13 protein-coding genes are annotated in these 17,761 nt (G+C 59.1%); 11 read left to right on the top strand and 2 right to left on the bottom strand.

Annotated features, from left to right (window positions below; genetic code table 11):
• The first annotated feature begins 12 nt into the window (after positions 1-12).
• Positions 13-1,173 (top strand): diaminopimelate decarboxylase, encoded by a 1,161-nt coding sequence (lysA, locus tag ALFI_RS15530; protein WP_014776516.1) that lies wholly within the window; start codon positions 13-15, stop codon positions 1,171-1,173.
• A 72-nt stretch (positions 1,174-1,245) separates the two neighbouring features.
• Positions 1,246-2,145, top strand: coding sequence for an EamA family transporter (locus ALFI_RS15525; protein WP_014776515.1), 900 nt, complete (start codon positions 1,246-1,248; stop codon positions 2,143-2,145).
• A gap of 146 nt (positions 2,146-2,291) precedes the next feature.
• Here the strand turns inward: ALFI_RS15525 and ALFI_RS15520 are convergent, their stop codons facing one another.
• Positions 2,292-3,653 carry a TrpB-like pyridoxal phosphate-dependent enzyme gene (locus ALFI_RS15520; protein ID WP_014776514.1) on the bottom strand — a complete coding sequence of 454 codons (1,362 nt, stop codon included), beginning with the start codon at positions 3,651-3,653 and terminating at the stop codon, positions 2,292-2,294.
• A 523-nt stretch (positions 3,654-4,176) separates the two neighbouring features.
• Here ALFI_RS15520 and pheT point away from each other — a divergent pair.
• The 3 genes from pheT (at position 4,177) to ALFI_RS15505 (ending at position 8,125) form a co-directional block, all read left to right on the top strand.
• Positions 4,177-6,642, top strand: a complete 2,466-nt coding sequence (gene pheT / locus ALFI_RS15515; protein ID WP_014776512.1) for a phenylalanine--tRNA ligase subunit beta — start codon at positions 4,177-4,179, stop codon at positions 6,640-6,642.
• A gap of 127 nt (positions 6,643-6,769) precedes the next feature.
• Positions 6,770-7,411 carry a lysoplasmalogenase family protein gene (locus ALFI_RS15510; RefSeq protein ID WP_014776511.1) on the top strand — a complete coding sequence of 214 codons (642 nt, stop codon included), beginning with the start codon at positions 6,770-6,772 and terminating at the stop codon, positions 7,409-7,411.
• A 174-nt stretch (positions 7,412-7,585) separates the two neighbouring features.
• Positions 7,586-8,125, top strand: a complete 540-nt coding sequence (locus ALFI_RS15505) for a BglII/BstYI family type II restriction endonuclease (RefSeq protein WP_014776510.1) — start codon at positions 7,586-7,588, stop codon at positions 8,123-8,125.
• A gap of 57 nt (positions 8,126-8,182) precedes the next feature.
• Here the strand turns inward: ALFI_RS15505 and ALFI_RS15500 are convergent, their stop codons facing one another.
• Positions 8,183-10,339 (bottom strand): beta-N-acetylhexosaminidase, encoded by a 2,157-nt coding sequence (locus tag ALFI_RS15500; RefSeq protein WP_014776509.1) that lies wholly within the window; start codon positions 10,337-10,339, stop codon positions 8,183-8,185.
• A 151-nt stretch (positions 10,340-10,490) separates the two neighbouring features.
• On the opposite strand from ALFI_RS15500, the gene mazG reads away from it, so the two are divergent.
• The 6 genes from mazG to ALFI_RS15470 all read left to right on the top strand — a co-directional run bounded on the left by mazG (position 10,491) and on the right by ALFI_RS15470 (position 17,742).
• Positions 10,491-11,300 carry a nucleoside triphosphate pyrophosphohydrolase gene (mazG, locus tag ALFI_RS15495; RefSeq protein WP_014776508.1) on the top strand — a complete coding sequence of 270 codons (810 nt, stop codon included), beginning with the start codon at positions 10,491-10,493 and terminating at the stop codon, positions 11,298-11,300.
• Between the two features lie 131 nt (positions 11,301-11,431).
• Positions 11,432-11,965 (top strand): gamma carbonic anhydrase family protein, encoded by a 534-nt coding sequence (locus ALFI_RS15490; RefSeq protein WP_014776507.1) that lies wholly within the window; start codon positions 11,432-11,434, stop codon positions 11,963-11,965.
• 7 nt (positions 11,966-11,972) lie between these two features.
• Positions 11,973-13,280 (top strand): sensor histidine kinase, encoded by a 1,308-nt coding sequence (locus tag ALFI_RS15485; protein WP_009598958.1) that lies wholly within the window; start codon positions 11,973-11,975, stop codon positions 13,278-13,280.
• Positions 13,277-14,038: a LytR/AlgR family response regulator transcription factor gene (locus tag ALFI_RS15480; protein ID WP_009598997.1), complete on the top strand. Its 762-nt coding sequence runs from the start codon at positions 13,277-13,279 to the stop codon at positions 14,036-14,038. Before ALFI_RS15485 ends, ALFI_RS15480 begins: the two co-directional genes overlap by 4 nt.
• Before the next feature lie 134 nt (positions 14,039-14,172).
• Positions 14,173-14,637 carry a DUF4890 domain-containing protein gene (locus tag ALFI_RS15475; RefSeq protein WP_014776506.1) on the top strand — a complete coding sequence of 155 codons (465 nt, stop codon included), beginning with the start codon at positions 14,173-14,175 and terminating at the stop codon, positions 14,635-14,637.
• 150 nt (positions 14,638-14,787) lie between these two features.
• Positions 14,788-17,742 carry an outer membrane beta-barrel protein gene (locus tag ALFI_RS15470; protein WP_014776505.1) on the top strand — a complete coding sequence of 985 codons (2,955 nt, stop codon included), beginning with the start codon at positions 14,788-14,790 and terminating at the stop codon, positions 17,740-17,742.
• Positions 17,743-17,761: the final 19 nt, after the last annotated feature.

Genomic DNA, 17,761 nt, shown 5'->3' with positions numbered 1-17,761 from the left:
AGTTAGGATAAAATGCTGAGCAGACAAATCGCACAAAAGCTTCGGGGCTACGAAACCCCTTTCTATCTCTATGATACGGCGCTGTTGCGCCAGACCCTCGAAAGCGTCGTCTACGAGTCCAAAAAGTACGGCTACAAGGTGCATTATGCCATCAAAGCCAACTATGACGACCATCTGCTGGCTATTATCCGCGAATACGGGCTGGGCATCGACTGCGCGAGCGGCAACGAGCTGCGCAAGGCCGTCGAAGCCGGATTCGACCCCAAGGGCATCGTTTACGCCGGCGTCGGCAAGCGCGACAAGGAGCTGCGTTACGCCATCGGGCAGGAGATCATGGCGATCAACTGCGAATCGATCGAGGAGCTGGAGCTCGTGGACCGGCTTGCGGGCGAGGCCGGCAAGAAGACCGACGTGGCGCTGCGCATCAACCCCGACATCGACCCCAAGACCAATCACTGCATTGATACTGGTCAGGCCGACAGTAAGTTCGGAATTTCATATGAAGAGGTGCTTGAGCATGCCAAGGAGATCAAGTCGCTCAAGCATATCAATATCGTAGGCATCCACCTGCATATCGGTTCGCAGATCCGCGAGCTGCATGTGTTCGAGAACATGTGCAACAAGGTGAACGTCATCGTCGAGAACCTCGAAAAGCTGGGCTTCTCGTTCCGCTTCGTCGATGTCGGCGGCGGCTTGGGCGTTAATTACGACGTGCCTGAGAACGAGCCTATTCCCAACTTCGCGTCGCTCTTCTCGATCGTGCACAACCACCTCGCCGTCGGCGACCGCGAAGTGCATTTCGAGTTCGGCCGTTCGATCGTCGCCGAGTGCGGCGAGCTGATTACGACGGTGCTTTTCAACAAGACCACCGCCACGGGCCGCAAGCTGGTGATCGTCGATGCCAGCATGACCGAGCTGATCCGCCCTGCGCTCTACGGTTCGTACCACAACATCGAAAACATCACCTCGGAAGACGAGGTGCGCGAAAAGTACACCATCGTCGGCACGGCCTGCGAATCGACCGACGTATTCGACGAAAACGTCACGCTTCGCAAGACCCGCCGCGGCGATCTGCTGACCCTCAAGTCGGCCGGGGCCTACGGCATGTCGATGGCGTCGCGCTACAACCTCCACGACCTTCCGGGCGCGGTTTACAGCGACGAAATCCGGTAGACGGGCCGTCTGTAACCCGAACCGCCGAACGCTCCCGAACCGAACCGGACGTCAATCCGCCGAATTCGCATTATGTGGCTGACCCTCGCCTTCACCTCCGCCGCGCTGCTGGGCTTTTACGATGCGGCCAAGAAGCAATCCCTCACGGGGAATGCGGTGCTTCCGGTGCTGTTGCTCAACACCCTCTTCTCGGCGCTTTTCCTGCTGCCGATGATCGTCTCGGCCGAGTGCGGCTTCGGATGGTTCGACGGCACGATACTGGCCGCCTCTTCGGGCACGCTCCGGGCGCACGGACTGGTGCTGCTTAAAGCGGTCATCGTCCTCACTTCGTGGATTTTCGGCTATTTCGCCATGAAGCACCTGCCGATTACCATCGTCGGTCCGATCAATGCCACGCGCCCCGTCATGGTGCTTGTCGGCGCCATGCTCATCTTCGGCGAGCGGCTCAACGCCTGCCAGTGGACCGGCGTCGTGCTGACCCTCCTCTCGCTCTTCCTGCTGAGCCGTTCGAGCCGCCGCGAAGGGGTCGATTTCCGTCACAACGTCTGGATACTCTGTATCGCGGTGGCGGCTCTGGCCGCCGTCGTAAGCGGACTGTACGACAAATATATCATGGCGCGTCTCGACCCGGTCTTCGTGCAGGGCTGGTGCAACCTCTATCTGTTCGGCCTGATGTCGGTCGTCGTCGGCATCCTCTGGTGGCCGCGTCGCCGTACGACCACCCCGTTCCACTGGACTTGGGCCATTCCGCTGATCTCGTTCTTCCTCGTGCTGGCCGATTTCGCCTATTTCTACGCCTTGCACCAGCCCGACGCCATGGTCTCCGTCGTGTCGATGGTCCGCCGCAGTTCGGTCGTCGTCTCTTTCCTGTGCGGGGCAGTGCTGTTCCGCGAGCACAACCTCCGCTCCAAAGCCTTCGATCTGGCCTTTATCCTCGTCGGCATGTTCTTCCTCTGGCTGGGGTCGAGGTAATGACGGCCGTGTCGAAGCGCGGGATTTGCATGCACACCCTTCCGTTTGGGCGCAGACCGGAAGCCGGTTCCGAAACCGCCGGTGTCAAAATAAAAAGACAGCCCATTGCGGGCTGTCTTTTTTATTTGCGGTATCGTCGGCTCCGGTCATATCAGCTGCTCCAGCCGGCTGACCGTCTTTGCGATTTCCGCATCCCCCGGCGCATAGTCTTTCAGCGCTCCCGCCAGATACTGTTCGTAGGCGTAGAGGTCGATCACGCCGTTGCCTGAGAGGTTGAACAGAATCGTCTTGGGCGTCCCCTCCTCTTTGGCCTGCATGGCTTCGCGGATGGCCGCGGCGATGGCGTGCGTCGATTCCGGCGCCGGGATGATGCCCTCGGTCTTGGCGAAGAGAATGCCTGCGGCGAGGGTCTCGGTCTGCGGCAGCGACTGCGCTTCGACGAGTCCGTCTTTGAGCAGCTGGCTGACGATCGACCCCGCGCCGTGGTAACGCAGTCCGCCCGCGTGGATGTCCGACGGCTGGAAATCGTGCCCCAGCGTATACATCGGCAGCAGGGGCGTGAATCCCGCCACGTCGCCGAAGTCGTACTGGAAACTGCCGCGCGTGAGTTTCGGGCAGCTCGACGGCTCGACCGCCACGATCCGGATTTTTTTGCCTTCCGTGAGGTTCTTGCGCAGGAACGGGAATCCCAGTCCCGCGAAGTTGCTGCCGCCGCCGAAGCATCCGATCACCACGTCCGGCTCGGCGTCGGCCATCTCCATCTGCGCCACGGCTTCCTGTCCGATCACGGTCTGATGCAGGATGACGTGGTTCAGCACGCTTCCCAGACAGTACCGCGTATCTTCGGGGTGTTGCAGCGCCACTTCGATCGCCTCCGAAATGGCCAGTCCGAGGCTTCCCGAACAGTTCGGGTCGCGTTCAAGCGCCGCACGGCCCGATGCCGTGAGCGTGCTGGGCGATGCGATGCACTCGGCGCCCCAAGTGTTCATCATCAGCCGCCGGTAGGGTTTCTGGTCGTAGCTGACCTTGACCATGTAAACCTGCAGGTCTATGCCGAAGTGCTTGGCCGCGAATGCGATCGCCGCGCCCCACTGCCCCGCGCCCGTCTCGGTGGTCAGGCGGCGGATGCCCTGCTTGTAGTTGTAGTAGGCCTGCGGCACGGCGGTGTTGGGCTTGTGCGATCCGGCCGGCGAGACGCTCTCGTTCTTGAAATAGATTTTCGCGGGCGTGCCGAGCGCCTTCTCCAGCCCCGTAGCCCGCACGAGCGGCGTGGGTCTCCATATTTTGTAAATCTCCTGCACCTCTTCGGGAATGTCGATGAACCGCTCCGCGGACATCTCCTGATCGATCAGCTCTTCGGCGAAAATGGCGCTCATCTGCTCTTTGGTTACGGGCTGCTTGGTCGCGGGATGCAGCGGGGGCAGCGGTTTGTTGGGCATGTCGGCCACGATGTTGTACCATTGCGCGGGCATCTGATTCTCGGTCAGGCAGAATTTTTTCGTTTTCATAGTCTTTTTTATTTTTCCGTTTGTTTCGTGAAAGTGCAAAAGAAAAAGCCCGCTGTTTACTCTCTCGTAAACAACGGGCTTGTGGCTGGTATCAGGTTTCAACTATACACGCACGGAGCCGCACTCATTGTCCACGAGAGTCAACGAGCGCCACCACCAAGCCTGTATGTTGAAATTGCGAATCATATTCTTTTCGGCAAATATAACGGGTCCGATCCTTAAATCCAAATTTTTCGGCGGATATTTTCGATACCTACATATATGGCGTCGCTCCCTTTTCCGTGCCCGCCTGCCGAAATGCCGGTCCGAAGCGCCGGCGCGATTTAGTGCGCCAATCTCGACGAGATTAACAATTTTTATGTATCTTTGTTCGATTTTAGCATGCCGTTCCGGACGCTGTGACGGCGGCACTTCCCGCCAAGGCGGGGATTCCGGGGCGGCCGGACCTGCAAACGCGGCCTTCCGCCGCGGGGAAGGCGGTCCGGCATGTTGAACTGCAAGAGGAACATTAAAGCTTTTAATTATGAATATTTCGTATAACTGGCTTAAACGCTATCTCGACACCGATCTTCCGGCCGAAGAAATCGCACGGATACTGACCGACATCGGACTCGAAGTCGAGGGTTTCGAGAAGATCGAGACCGTAAAGGGCGGGCTTCACGGCGTCGTGGTCGGCGAGGTGCTGACCTGCACGGACCATCCAGATTCGGACCACCTGCACCTCACGACGGTCGATGTCGGCGCCGGTGATCCCCTGCAGATCGTCTGCGGCGCGCCCAACTGCCGGGCCGGGCTGAAGGTGCTCTGCGCCACGGTCGGCACGGTGCTCTACCCCGGCGGCGGTGACGAGGAATTCAAGATCAAACGCAGCAAAATCCGCGGCGTGGAGTCGCTCGGCATGCTTTGCGCCGAGGACGAACTGGGCATCGGGGCCTCGCACGACGGCATTATGGAACTTCCGGCCGACGCCCGCGTCGGTATGACGGCCAAAGAATACCTCGGCATCGAGGACGACTACCTGATTGAGGTGGGACTCACCCCCAACCGCGTCGATGCCGCGTCGCATATCGGCGTGGCGCGCGATTTGGCGGCTTACCTCAGGAGTCAGGGCCTGAACGCCGAAGTGAAGATGCCCGACGTCTCGGCCTTCGCTCCCGACAACCATGACCTGCCGGTGACCGTCCGCGTCGAGAACCACGAAGCGGCCCCCCGCTACGCGGGCGTGACGGTGAAGAACTGCAAAATAGGCCCTTCGCCTGAGTGGATGCAGAACTGCCTGCGCGCCGCGGGCATCAACCCCAAGAACAATCTGGTCGATATCACCAACTTCGTGCTCTTCGAGCTGGGGCAGCCCCTGCACGCGTTCGACGCGGCGAAGATCGAAGGCCGCGAAGTCGTGGTCCGCACCTGCACCGAAGGCACGCCTTTCGTGACATTGGACGGCGTGGAGCGAAAACTGACGGCCGACGATCTGATGATCTGCTCGGCCGAGCGTCCGATGTGCATCGCCGGAGTCTTCGGCGGACTGGATTCGGGCATCGGCGACACGACGACCGACGTATTTATCGAGAGCGCCTATTTCAACCCCGTGTGGGTGCGCAAGACTGCCAAGCGTTTCGGCCTGAACACCGATTCGTCGTTCCGTTTCGAGCGCGGCGTCGATCCCAACATGCAGGTCTATGCCGCCAAGCGCGCCGCCCTGCTGATGAAGGAGCTGGCCGGGGGCGAGATTTCGAGCGACATTACCGACATCTATCCCAATCCTGTCGAAGACTTCAAATTCGACATCTCCTTCGCCCGCATCGACTCGCTGATCGGCAAGAAGATTCCCGAAGATACGGTCCGCACGATCCTCGCCGCGCTGGAAGTGAAGATTCTCGCCGAGAAAGAGGGCGTGCTGAGCGTCGCCGTGCCGCCCTATCGTGTGGACGTGCAGCGCGAAGCCGACCTCGTCGAGGATATTCTCCGCATCTATGGCTACAACAATGTCGAGATTCCCTCGCGCGTCCGCTCGACGCTCTCCTATGCGCCGAAGCCCGACCGCAGCAAGCTGATGAATCTCGCGGCCGATTTCCTGACCTCCAACGGCTTCACCGAGATCATGTCCAACTCGCTGACCAAGGCGGCCTACTACGAGGGGCTGGAGTCCTACAAGGCCGAAAACTGCGTGCGCATCCTCAATCCGCTGAGCGCCGACCTGAACGTGATGCGTCAGACGCTGCTGTTCAACATGCTTGAAGCCGTGCAGCTCAACGCCAACCGCAAGAACGGCGACCTGAAACTCTACGAGTTCGGCAACTGCTATTTCTACGACGAGTCGAAACGCTCGGAGGAGAACCGCCTCGCGGCCTACTCCGAGGAGTACCGTCTGGCGATCGCCGTGACGGGCGTGGCCGAGCCTGCGTCGTGGAACGCCCGGCCGCAGGCTGCGTCGTTCTTCACGCTGCGCGCCGTGGCCGAGAAACTTCTGCGCCGCTTCGGCATCGACATCTATGCGCTCCGGACCGAGACGCTGCAAAACGACCTCTTCGGCGAGGCGCTCTCGATGTCGCTTGGCGGCAAGGAGCTGCTGCAGATCGGCACGGTAAGTGCTAAAATCCGCCGTCGACTCGATGTCAAGCAGGATGTTTACTATCTGGAGATGAATTTCGACGCGCTCGTGAAATCGACCCGCAAGCATAAGATTGCGGCCGAGGAGCTTTCGAAGTTCCCCGAAGTGAAACGCGACTTGGCCCTTCTGATCGACAAGCAGGTGACCTTCTCGGCGCTGCGCGACGTGGCGTTCGCCACTGAGCGCAAACTGCTCAAGAGCGTTTCGCTGTTCGACGTCTACGAGGGCGACAAACTTCCCGAAGGCAAGAAATCCTACGCCCTGAGCTTCATCCTCGAAGACAAGACCCGCACGCTCGACGAGAAGACGATCGAAAAGGCGATGAGGAACCTCACCGCGCAGTTCGAACAGCGGTGCGGAGCTCAGGTCCGCGGTTGATCCCAATCCGAATGCCGCTCGTCGCATCTCGGTGCGGGTACACGCCCGCCACGGTCATGCCGACGAGCTTATTGACCATAATCGAAGCCGCCTGTTCGTAAGTACAGGCGGCTTTTTTACCGAAACCATGCAACGAACCTCCCGAACGCTCTGCCTGACCACGCTGCTTTTCGCAGCCGGCGCCGCGCTGTTCTTTACCAAGGCGGCGGTGATTCCCTACAAGGTCGCTTATCCGGTCCTGCTGCTGTCGCTGTCGCTCTTTTATCTCCGGCTGAAACCGCTGATTCCGGTCGGCGCGGCGCTCTTGTTGTCGGCCGTCGGCGATGCGGCGGGCGCCGGAGGGATGTTCATTCCGCAGATGCTGTTTTTCGCTTTGGCGCACGGAGCCTACATGTGCTACTTCTTGCCGCAGGCGCAACTTGCGCCCCGGCCTTTTGTCTGGCCGGTGCTGACGGCCCTGCTGCTGTTTCTGTTCGTCTGCATCGTTCCCCGCGCCGCCGATCCGGCCGAACGCGCGGGCGTCGCCGTCTACGGACTCGTCATCGCGGGCATGCTGTACAGCGCGCTTCAGTACCGCGGAGCGTATGCCGCATGGTTCCGCCTTGCGGCCCTGTTGTTCGTCTTTTCCGACTCCGTGATCGCATGGGGACGCTTCGTCGCGCCCGTTCCCTGCCGGACCTGTGTCGTGATGATTACCTATTATGCCGCGCAATATCTCTTCTACCTCTTTGCCGTCAGAGCGGCGACTCTTTCCGACTCCCCGCATTGATACGGCCGTTGAAATGCAGGCCGTTTTTCGGGTGCGAGATCCACGATTTTAACCGATCGACTGCGACTGTTTGGAACAGACTGTCTTGCTTGGGGCTGCTTTTGTCGAAATAAAATAAACTGAGCATGTCATTCTGTCGATCTATTTTATATATTTGCGTATAATCTTATAGACATGAAATGTAAAAAATATGCACATAGATATGCTGATATTATTTTAAACTCGGAATATACGATCAAGAATGAAATCGACGGTATATTGGATCAGCTGAATTTTAGCAATATAGAGTTGAAATTTGATGAAATCAATCGGGAGAAAGAGAATATCGGCAAGAAAATTCAAAAGGGAAGACAACCTGCGATAAACGCTCTTCTTAAAGATCTCTTCTTAGAAAAAGGTTGGGAAGGGGAGAAGAAAGTATTCAACGATTCGGATAACGATTTGGTAATTGATTTCTGGAAAAATAACATAGGTGTCGATGTGGCATTCAATCACAGATCGTTTATCGGTGGTGATTTGCTGAGGTTGCAAGCGGGGGCCGAAATCAAGAATATGATTAATGTAGGAATCTATGTCTGTGGGACAAAGGACTTTTTGAAATATGTTTCCAAAGATCACTGTTCGATAGTCTCCTTTGAACGGGTAAAGTGGTATTTGGAGAATTTCTATAGTGTGCTAACCGTTCCGATCCTTTTAATCGGATTGGAAAAATAACATTGATTTACAGTTATATACTGCTCTTGTCGGTTTTCCGGTGATTGCGTCGTCTCTTTACAGTACCGGCTTTATCTGCGGCGGCTGGATCGTGACGTAGGGCGTGCCGTTGTCGTCGCAGGTCGAGACGATGCGGACGGCTTTCACCGGCCGGCCGGGCTTTAAAGTTATACTGCCCTTTTTCAGATCGCCCGCATGCTCGTATGTCGTGCCGTCGTACGACACCTCTGCATAACCGGTGGTTATAATGGTTTTGGGCAGCTGGCGGTTTCCCGTCTGCAAAAACATTTCGCGGCACTTCACCGGCTGTTCATAGGTGTAGAGTATCCAGTCCTGCTGACGGCAGGCGCGGCGCGTGCGCGCAAGTCCCTTGTAGGCCGAGGCGTTCGTGTAGGGGAACTGCGTGCTTTCGCCCATCGAGGTGGTGATCGTCACGGCGGGCGCAAGGGTCCTGTAGTAGGATTTGTCGGCCACGTAGGGACTGCGTCCCGTCTTGTAGCGCGTCAGGAAGCGGTAGAGATGCGGTTTTTCGGTTTTGACGGGGCCGGTGTACCGATGCTCTTCGGGCGAATCGCCTTCGAGGTAGAAGATTTTCGAGCCGTCGTCCGCCACGACGGTGAAGGCGCCCTCCTTGTAGCTTACCTTGGGCGGGAAAAGCCGGAAGCGGATGCCCATGGCCGCCATGCGGTCGTAATGGTCGGTCAGCTCCCTGTAATAGGCGTCCCAGCCTTCGCAGTTGCCGCGCCAAGCTATGCGGGCGAGCGCGCAGATGCGCGGAAAACACATGTAGTCCAGATAGTCGGGCTTTTCGGGCTCGTGCGAAACGTAGGCTTCGCTGAAGAACGTCCCCTGCAGGCCGACGACGTTGCGCATCTGTTCATCGCTGAAGCCCTTTTCCGTAAAGTCGAATCCGAAGACCTTTTTGGCGTCGAAGACCGCCGCCCAGTCGTGCCCCTCCTCCTGCGGCGTCTGCCGCATGTCGAAATAGAAGTATTCGCCCGGCATCACCACGGTCTTGTAGCCTTTCGCCGTGGCGTCGAGACACGCCTTGACGCTCTGCCAGCCGTATACGAGACATTCGCGCGAGAGGCCGCCCGTGGTCACGGCTTCGTTCCACACGCCGGGACGCTTGCCGTTGGCCGCGAGAATCGCCGCCATGCGCTCCATGAAGAGGTCTTCCAATCGGTGCGGATCGGTCATGCCCCGCCGGCTCATCAGCGCCTGACAGTCGGGGCAGCGGTTCCACTGGGTCATGTCCACCTCGTCGCCGCCGACGTGTATGTACTCCGAGGGAAACAGCGCGCATAACTCGCCGAGAATGTCGGCCAGCAACGCGTAGTTCTCTTCGCGGGCCACGCACCACGCCGAACGGTAGTCGTAACCGTTGGTCGAAACCGTGTCGGGCGGATAGTTGCAGCGTATTTCGGGATGCACCGACGCGATGTTGCGGCTGTGCCCCGGCAGGTCGATTTCGGGGATGATCTCGATGTTGCGCGCCGCCGCATAGCGGATCAGGCCGCGCATCTCGTCCTGCGTATAATACCCGCCGTACTTCTCGTCCCACTTGCCGTAAACCGGACGCACGGGCGAATCGCCGCCGCGGAAGCCGCCGATTTCGGTCAGTTCGGGATGCGATCTGATTTCGATACGCCACCCTTCGTCGTCTGAAAGATGAAGATGCAATTTGTTGATTCCATGATAGGAAAGCAAGTCTATGTAACGCTTCACTCCAGCTGCGTCGATCCACGTGCGGGCCACGTCCAGCATCATACCGCGGTACGGGAAGCGCGGCGCGTCCTCGACCTTCGTGCAGGCGATTTCGACCGGAAGCGGACAGTTCTTGGCGTATATTTCGGCGGGCAGCAGCCTGAACAGGGCCTGCACGCCGTTGAATACGCCGCCGTACGAACCGCCCGCGATTTCGATCCGCTGCGGGAGCACCGTCAGGCGGAAGGCTTCGCCGCCCAGCGTCGGATCGGTCGAAAGCACGATCGCGTCGTCGGCCGACATACTGTCGCTGGCCGTTTCGACGTTGATATATTCGCGCAGGTAGGCGGCCAGCGGCGCCAGCGGCGTTTCGTAACAGAGCATCGTCCGGGGGCTGATGCGGCAGGCGCCCTCGTAGAAAGCCTGACGGGCCGGCGACGGCTGGGCATGTGCCGTGAGGAAGGTGCAGAGCACACCCGCGAGGGGCAGCAGGTATCGCAGTTTCATGGCGGTACGGAATTTTGTTTCGGACAAAGTTACTTTTTTTCCGCCGAATTGCTACCTTTGCTGAAAATAAATTCCGGCATGGACGGGCGCGCTCAGGCAGATCGGCCGACTCCGCTTCCCGAACAGCCATTGCCGTAAACTGTAACTGAGCATGGAAGATAAACGACTGGAGGCTACGGCCCGTTTGCTCGAAGTGATGAATACGCTGCGCCGCGAGTGTCCGTGGGACCGCGAGCAGACTTTCGATTCGCTGCGGAGCAATACCATCGAGGAGACGTACGAGCTGGCCGACGCCATCACCGACCACAATATGGAGGGCATCAAGGAGGAGCTGGGCGACCTGCTGCTGCATGTGGTGTTCTACTCCAAGCTGGGCGAGGAGGCGGGAGCCTTCGATTTCGGCGAGGTCGCCGATGCCCTGTGCGACAAGCTGATATACCGTCATCCGCATGTCTACGGCGATATTCACGCCAATACGCCCGACGCGGTCAAGGAGAACTGGGAAGCCCTGAAACTCCGCAAGAAAAACCGCAAGAGCGGCACGCTGGGCGGCGTACCCCGCTCGCTTCCTGCCATGGTCAAGGCTTTCCGCGTGGGCGAGAAAGCCGCCGCGACGGGTTTCGACTGGCAGCGGCGCGAGGATGTGTGGGACAAGGTGAAGGAGGAGATCGCGGAGGTCGAAGCCGAGATGCGTTCGGAAGCCCCCGGCTGCCGGGAGAAGCTCGAAGGCGAATTCGGCGACCTGTTCTTCGCGCTGGTCAATGCGTCGCGGCTCTACGGCATCGACCCCGAATCGGCGCTGGAACGTACGAACAAGAAGTTCATCCGCCGCTTCAATTGCATGGAGGAAAAGGCTGCCGCCGAAGGACATACGCTCCACGAGCTTCCGCTCGAAAAGATGGAGGAGTACTGGCAGGAGGCCAAACACGAAGAGACATTTAACAGCATGTGTCCGCACTAATGCCAAGTCCCCTCCGAGGAGGGGATTTAGGGGAGGGTCAGACCTGAAAACACGGCTTTGCCGTGAATGTCCGCCCTCGGACACGCGGAGACGATACAAAAGCGAAGTGACATTTAATAGCATATAAACTTATGGCTTTGATTAAAAAGGTGCGGGGACATACGCCCGCAATCGGTGAAAATACGTTTCTGGCCGAGACGGCCGTCATTCTGGGCGACGTGACCATCGGCCGCGACTGTTCGATCTGGTACAACGCCGTATTGCGCGGCGACGTGAACAAAATCGTCATCGGCGACCGCACGAATATTCAGGACGGCGTGGTCCTGCACACGCTTTACGACGGTTCGCCGCATCCGTCGCAGACCATTATCGGCAGCGACGTGTCGGTGGGCCACAACGCTGTCATTCACGGTGCGCGCATCGGCGACAACTGCCTGATCGGCATGGGCGCTACCCTGCTGGACAACGCCGTGGTTCCGTCGGGCTGCATCATCGCGGCCAACGCATTGGTGCTCTCCAACGCCCAGCTGGAACCCAATTCGGTGTATGCGGGCGTGCCGGCCAAGAAGGTCAAGGAGGTGACGCCCCAGCAGCGCGAGGAGATCATCCGCCGCACGGCCCGCGACTACATGCTCTATGCGTCGTGGTTCAAAGAGGAGGAGTAAACGGCGGATGGGGCTGCAACCGAAATATTCCGACCTGATTCTCAATCTGCTGGTGGCGCTGGCCGTCAGTCTGGTCGTCAATTTCTCCTACGTGCTGCTGCTGATCGTCGATCAGAAGAGCGACGGACAGCCGCGTCCGGCCAAGGCGAGCGTCATTGCGCGCGGCGAGGAAGGAACGCTGCGGGTAAGTCCCGACGGCCACGGCTACATCGTCTACGAGAACGGCGACAGCGTCTATGTGATGATGCAGCGCATCTACCGGATGAACCTGAAGGACGGCGACCGTCTGGTGGCGAATCTGGCCGCGCCGCGCCGTCACGGGGCGCATCCGGTGATGACCGAACTGCGCATGCGCAACGGCGAGGAGTTCGATTACAGCACGCTTTTCAACCGGCCTTCGAAAACGACGGAACTCGCGCTGCAGCTCTTCTATTATCTGGTCGTTTCGTTCATCATGCTTTCAATCCTCACCTCCGTCCGCCGCAGGTACACGCCGGGCCGCTTCGTGCGCCACTGCATATGGTGCGTGCTGGCCGCCGCCGCGCTGTATATGGTCGCGCCGGTCACGGAGTGGCGTTCGGGACGCATCATGCTGAACTGCATGGGCGACCATATTTTCGACTACATGCTGCTGCTGAAGTGTTCGTTCGCCGTGGCGGTGTCGATGCTCTACGGCTGGGTCTACGTGCTCAATTCGAAGCAGCAGGCCGTCGTCATGGAGAACGAGCGGCTCAAGAACGAGAACCTCACGACCCGCTACAACATGCTCGTGGGACAGATCAACCCCCACTTCTTCTTCAATTCGCTCAATTCGCTGGCGATGCTCGTGCGCGAGAAGCACGACGAGAAGGCGCTGACCTACATCGACCAGCTCTCCTATACGTTCCGCTACATCATCCAGAACGGACAGAGTACGCTGATGACGCTCGACGAGGAGCTGAAATTCGTCGAGGCGTACAGCTACCTCTTCAAGATACGCTATGCCGACAAGCTCTTCTTCGACATCGACATCGAGGAGAAGTACCGCACGTGGACGCTTCCGGCGCTCTCGCTGCAGCCGCTGATCGGCAATGCCGTCAAGCACAATACCATAACCCGCAGCAAGCCGTTCCATATTTCGATCCGCACCGAGAACGGCTGGCTGGTGGTCTCCAATCCCAAGGTGCCGAAGCTCGAACCCGAACCTTCGACCGGCATCGGACTGGAGAACCTGCGCAACCGCTGGCACCTGATAACCGGCCGCGACATCGAAATCATCGACACCGACAAGGAGTTCGTCGTGCGGATGCCGCTGCATACCCCCCTTGCAGGATGAAAGCACTGATCATAGAGGACGAAACCGCCGCCGCACTGAACCTGAAAGCCATTCTGAAACAGGCGGCTCCCGACATCCGTGTCGTCGATACGCTCGAAAGCGTCGAGGAGAGCGTCGATTGGCTGCGCGCCAACCCCCAGCCCGACCTGCTGTTCATGGACATCCATCTGGCCGACGGCGATTCGTTCCGCATATTCGACGCCGTGGAGGTCACGGCGCCGGTGATCTTCACGACGGCCTACGACCGCTATGCGCTGGAGGCCTTCAAGGTGAACAGCATCGACTACCTGCTCAAGCCGCTCAATGCGGCCGACGTGCAGCGGGCGCTCGGCAAGCTCATGCGGCTGTCCAAGGGCGAGCGCAGCGATTACGGTTCGCGCGTGCGCACGCTGGCCGCGGCGCGCCGCGAGCAGACCTTTCTGGTGCATGTCCGCGACAAGATCATTCCGCTCAAACGCGAGGATATCGCATTCTGCTATACCTGCAACGAGAAGGTGACGGCCTATACCTTCGCCGGGGCGTCCTATCCGCTCGACAAGACGCTCGAAGCGCTGCAGGCCGTCCTGCCCGAAGCCGATTTCTTCCGCGCCAACCGCCAGTTCATCGTGGCGCGCCGCGCCGTGAAGGAGATCGCCGTGTGGTTCGGCAGCCGTCTTTCGTTGAGTCTCGTGCTCGAAACTCCTGAGCGCATCGTCATTTCTAAGGCCCGCGTCCCCGAATTCAAGGCGTGGCTCACGTCCGTTCAACCCGCCGAATAGGCGTTTGACCCTGAGCTTCGGGCGTTTGACCCGCATTGCCGTTCCGTTTTTCCGGTTTGGCCTTACCTTTGCATCGTAAGGGGACCGAAACGGGTCCGATTGACGGATTGAATTAACCATTGATATTTGAGATTATGAAAAAGAGAATTTTTGCAGTCGCCGCGGCTTTGTGCCTGCTGGCCGGAACGGGCGCTTTTGCGCAGGATTCGAAGAAGGCTCCGATGATGAAGGAGCGGCCGACGGCCGAGCAGATGGCCCAGCGCAGGACCGAACGCATGACCGAGAAGCTGAACCTCAGCGAAAAGCAGTCGAAGCAGCTCTATGAGGTCAACCTGCAGGATATAAAGGAGATGCAGGCGCAGGCCGAGCAGATGCGCGCATACCGCAAGGCGCAGGCCGAGAAGATGAAAGGCATCCTCACGCCCGAACAGTTCGAGCAGTGGAAGCAGATGCAGGGGCCGCGTCACGGCATGAACCGCGGTCCCCGGATGAAGGACGGCCGGGGCGACAAGGCCGCCGTGCGTGAAGGCCGCAAGTGCGCCCCCTGCGCGGGGGATAGGAAATGCGACGGACCGCGCTCCGGAAAGGAGAAAAAGTGAGGTTAGGAAAATCGACCGGTTTGTTGCAGTCGGGGCGTCGGTTGTCGGCTGACGCCCTTTTTTTGTCGATTCACCCCTTGTCGGAGGGCCGTATGCGGGAAAAAAGTTATTTTCGCATGCGCAAAATCAGAAAGTACACAGAACATTAAGATGAAACGGCTACTACTCTCAACCCTATTCCTGTTTTTCGCCGTGGCCGCATTCGCCCAAAAGGGTGCGGTCAGCGGAACGGTGCTTGACGCCGATACCGGCGAAAGCGTTGCCGGAGCCGTACTGGAGGTCGCTCCGGTCAAGACTCCGGATCAGAAACAGTATTTCACTTCCGGCTATAAAGGCGCCGTGGCGATTCCCTCGCTGCCCTACGGCGAATACAGACTCACCGTCTCCTTCCTCGGTTACAACAATTACGAAACCACCTTCCGGGTGGCGGCCGGCAAACAGAACATCGGCAGGATCGAACTCAAGCCCGGCGTGCAGATCGAAACGGTCGTCAAGGAGGCCAAGGCGCTGCGCACCTCGCAGAAGGGCGATACGGTAAGTTACAACGCCGGAGCCTTCAAGGTCACCAACGACGCCGACGTCGAGGGGTTGCTGAAGAAGATGCCCGGCATCACCGTGTCGGACGGTACGGTCGAGGCGCAGGGCGAGCAGATCAAGAAGGTTTTCGTCGACGGCAAGGAGTTCTTCGGCGAGGACGTGACGACGGCCATCAAGTCGCTTCCGGCGCAGGCCGTGGACCGTGTGGAGGTCTATAACAAGCTGAGCGACGCGGCCGAATTTTCGGGCATGGACGACGGCGAGGGCTACAAGGCCCTCAACATCGTTACGCACGCCAACATGCGTCAGGGGCAGTTCGGCAAGCTCTATGCCGGTTACGGTTACGACGCCGACACCAAGACCGAAGCCAAGAACAAATACGTCGTGGGCGGCAACGCCAATATCTTCAGCGGCAGCAGCCGCGTGTCGGTCATCGGCCTGTTCAACAACATCAACCAGCAGAACTTCTCGTTCGAGGATATTCTGGGCGTTTCGGGCGGTTCGGGGCGCGGACGCCGCGGCGGCGTGGGCCAGTATATGGTGCGCCCCCAAAGCGGCGTGGCGTCGGTGAACGCCATCGGCGTAAACTACTCCGATACGTGGGGCAAGCGCGATCAGGTGTCGTTTCAGGGCAGCTATTTCTTCAACAATACCGACACGAGAAACCGTTCGACGATCGACAAATGGTACGAGTCGCCGATGCCCGTGGATACGCTCTCGACGCGCGGCTACTCGGATACCGAGTCGTATAACCACCGCTTCAACGCCCGTCTGGAGTGGAAAATCTCCGACAACCAGAATCTGATGGTCCGTCCGAGCTTCAGCTACCAGTCGAACGACCCGCTGAGCACGACGCAGGGCTGGCAGTTCGGCGAAAGCGGTTACAGCCGCACCGAGAACCGCAGCGACGCCCTGCGCCACGGTTACAACGTGCGGACGAACGCCGTTTACCGCACCAAACTGGGCAAGGACGGCCGTACGATCACCGTGGACGGCGACGTGAACTACTCGGACAACACCAACAACTCGAACTCCTTCTCGAACGTGCTGCCGCTCTCGGACCTCCGGCCCGACGGCGTCGACGCGCCGTGGGGATGGGACACGACGGGCTACACGCGCCTGCGCTACCTGCGCGACCTCGCGCCGTCGAGCAGCTACCGCCTGCGCGGACAGTTCTCCTACACGGAACCCGTCGCCAAATATGCGCAGGTAAGCCTTCAGTACCGCATTTCGTACGATTATCAGGAGCGCGACAAGAAGTCGTATATCACCGGCGCGGATTATTCGATCGCGGGACTGGCGCCCGACGGAGCGCTTTCGAACTCCTACCGGAGCAACTACCTGACGCAGAGCGCAGGTCCCGGCTTCCGCTATTCGAAGGAGCGCAATACGTTCATCGCCAATGTCTTTTATCAGCGTTCGTCGCTCGACGGGCAGATCGTGCGGGACGACGCCGACAAGATCAGGCATTCGTACAACAACGTGACCTATTTCATGATGGGACAGTTGAACATCAACCGCGAGAATTCGCTGCGGCTCTACGTATCGTCCTATACCGACAACCCGTCGATCACCGACCTGCAGAACGTGGCCGACGTATCGGACGCCCAGAATATCACCAAGGGTAATCCCGATCTGAATCCGACCTACAGCCACCGCGTCAATTTCCACTACATCAATTCCAACGTCGAGAAGGGCCGGACCTTCATGTGGATGTTCTCGATGCAGAACACCTCCGACTACAATGCGACGCACGTGGTGTCGAATCCCGGCACGATCACGTTGGGCGGCGTGCAGTACAAGCCCAACTACTACTCCACGCCCGTCAATCTCGACGGCTACTGGAGCCTGCGGACGCACCTGAGCTACGGTTTTCCGATCGGCTTCCTGAAGAGCAACTTCAACGTGATGGCGGGCGTCAGCTACTCGCTTACGCCGAGCATGCTGGGCGGAGAGGTGGACGCCGACGGATTCATCACGGGCGGCAAGCGCAACGACACGAGCAATATCGGCTACGACTTCAACACGGTGCTGGGCAGCAATATTTCCGAAAACGTGGACTTCACGCTCTCGTGGAACGGCACCTACAACGAGGCGACCAACTCGCTGGGCGAGTCAGGTTCCAAAAACCGCTACTTCAACCACCGGGCGCAGGGCAACATGAAGTTCGTCTTCCCGCTGGGCTTCACCTTTACGGGCAGCGTGGCTTACACGCAGTATATCGGTTTCACGAACGATTACGACGATTCGTACCTGCTCTGCAACGCATGGATCGGCAAGAAGATATTCAAGAACAAGCGCGGCGAGATCATGTTCGGCGTGAACGACCTGCTCAACCGCAACAAGGCTTTCGCCCGCACGACGGGTTCGGGATGGACGCAGAATGCGACCAACAGCGTGATCGGCCGTTATTACATGGTGCAGTTCACCTACAACCTGCGCCGCTTCGGCAAGAAGGGTTCGAAGAACATCTCCGATTACGACGGGGCCGTGCAGTCGGGACCCCGCCGCATGGGACCCGGCGGTCCGGGCGGGCCGCCTCCGGGTATCTTCCACGGTCCGCGGTAACCAGTGCGGTTCGGACAAA

It is taken from the genome of Alistipes finegoldii DSM 17242, assembly GCF_000265365.1.
In the GTDB taxonomy this organism is placed as follows: domain Bacteria; phylum Bacteroidota; class Bacteroidia; order Bacteroidales; family Rikenellaceae; genus Alistipes; species Alistipes finegoldii.
This window is presented reverse-complemented; position numbering and strand designations above follow the sequence as displayed.